At 74.3% G+C, this 1,694-nt stretch carries 2 protein-coding genes and 1 pseudogene; 2 read left to right on the top strand and 1 reads right to left on the bottom strand.

Annotated features, from left to right (window positions below; translation table 11 throughout):
• On the bottom strand, positions 1–831 hold an 831-nt coding region (locus tag EAO75_RS43620; RefSeq protein WP_410092888.1), incomplete at its 3' end, for a hypothetical protein.
• Positions 832–909: 78 nt separating this feature from the next.
• Here EAO75_RS43620 and EAO75_RS43615 point away from each other — a divergent pair.
• Together EAO75_RS43615 and EAO75_RS43610 are read left to right on the top strand one after the other, a co-directional pair.
• Positions 910–1,455, top strand: a complete 546-nt coding sequence (locus EAO75_RS43615) for a PadR family transcriptional regulator (protein ID WP_148000693.1) — start codon at positions 910–912, stop codon at positions 1,453–1,455.
• 86 nt (positions 1,456–1,541) lie between these two features.
• Positions 1,542–1,694: pseudogene (locus tag EAO75_RS43610) on the top strand (bacterial proteasome activator family protein); the annotation flags it as partial.

Genomic DNA, 1,694 nt, shown 5'->3' with positions numbered 1-1,694 from the left:
GGGGTGCAGTGCGGGGCGGTTCGGTGGGATGGAGGGCACCGGGTCCTGGGTGGCGGCGTCGGCGGCGTCCGAGCTCTCGGGCACGCCGCCCCCGTCGTCGTCCCCCTCCCCCTCGTCCTCCGCCTCCGGCCGCCCGGAACCGTGTCCCTCGTCGGCCCGCTCGCCGCCGTCCGGCCTGTCCCGCGCCGCCTCCTCGTCCTCCAGCGGCCCCTTCTCCCGCCCGGGCCGCTCCCGTCCCTCTCCCGCCCGGCTCCCGGCCCGTGAGGGCTTGTCGGAGGGGTCGGGAGAGGACGCGGCGGGCCCATGAGCGGTGGGCGTGGCCGACGTCCTGGGCCGCTTCACCGCCGTCTCGGAACGCTCGTCAGACGGCTCCTGTGACGACTGCTCCCCAGACTCTCCGGAGTCCGCGGACTCGCCGGACTCGCCGGATTCCCCGGATGTCTCCGCAGGCGAGGCCGTGGAGCCGGACGGCTTCTCGTCCTGCCCCGGAGGCCCGGAGGAAGGCTCGCCCTCGGCCTCGCCCCTGCCTTCGCCCATGTCCTCGCCCTCGGCCGCGGCGCTCGGCGGCGACGTCCCGGAGGCAGCCGTCGGCGCACCCCCGGCCTCCCAGGGAAACCCGGACGACCAGCCCACGCCCGCGGAACCGGAGGACGACCCGGACGGGGCCGCACCATGCGGGTCATCGAGCCCGTACGACACCCCGGCGCCCCACAGCCCGACGGCCAGCCCGGTCACCACCACGGTCAGTGTCCCCGCCGGCCACGACGAGGCGCGCGGCCCACTCGCAGCCGCTCGCGTACGCCCCCGCACCACCCCCAGCCAAGAAGTCATGGAACAACCCTCACAGCACCTGGTGCACCCGGCATTTCGGACTCCGCCACCCGACTCAATCCGGCGCACAATCCGGTTATGCCGATACGACACGGGCTGCCGGCGCTCCTGGAACCGGGCCCTCGCCACGGCTCCCGGCTGCACACCGAGTTCCAGGCGCGCACGGGCGGTACCTGGCCGCTGAACATCGGGCAGGTCCACACGACCCTCGGCCGGCTGGAACGGGACGGCATGGTCGTCCAGGACGGCGCGGACGAGGCGGGGCGGGTGCTGTACACGCTGACGGAGGCGGGCCGCGCCGAGCTGCGGGCCTGGTTCGCGCGGCCGGTGGAGCGGGTCGGCCCGCCGCGGGACGAGCCGGCGATCAAGCTGGTCATGGCGGTGGCGGCGCCCGGCGTCGACGTACATGAGGTCGTCCAGGCGCAGCGCCGGCATGTGGCCCAGGCTCTGGACGCCTGTGTACGGCAGCGGGCCGAGGCGCCGGCGCGGGCGCACGAGCACCCCGACGAGATGGCCCGGCTCCTCGTGCTGGAGCAGCGCGTCTTCCACGCCGAGGCGGAGAGCCGCCGGCTCGACATCTGCGAGGCCCGCCTCACGCGCCTCGCCGCACCGCCCGGCTCCTGACGAAAACAGTGGGGACGTAAACGGTGGATCACCCCACACCGGGGGCACCACGATGATGAGCTGTACGGGTGCGAGAGAATGGCGGCATGGAGATGCCGAGGAACGAAAGGTCGCCCGAGAACCCCCAGATCCTGGTCGTGGGCCAGGACGGGATGGCGCTCACCGGCGGCAACGGAGACGAGGACTCCCGCGAGATCCCGGTGACGGAGCAGGTCGAGCAGCCGGCGAAGGTCATGCGG

Source organism: Streptomyces sp. UW30 (assembly GCF_008042075.1).
Taxonomy (GTDB): domain Bacteria; phylum Actinomycetota; class Actinomycetes; order Streptomycetales; family Streptomycetaceae; genus Streptomyces.
The sequence above is the reverse complement of the archived record's forward strand: the minus strand, read 5'-3'. Positions and strand labels throughout refer to the sequence as shown.

Excerpts from the sequence above, each read along its gene's own strand:
- EAO75_RS43615 (WP_148000693.1), top strand. The coding sequence starts at position 910 with ATGCCGATACGACACGGGCTGCCGGCGCTCCTGGAACCGGGCCCTCGC.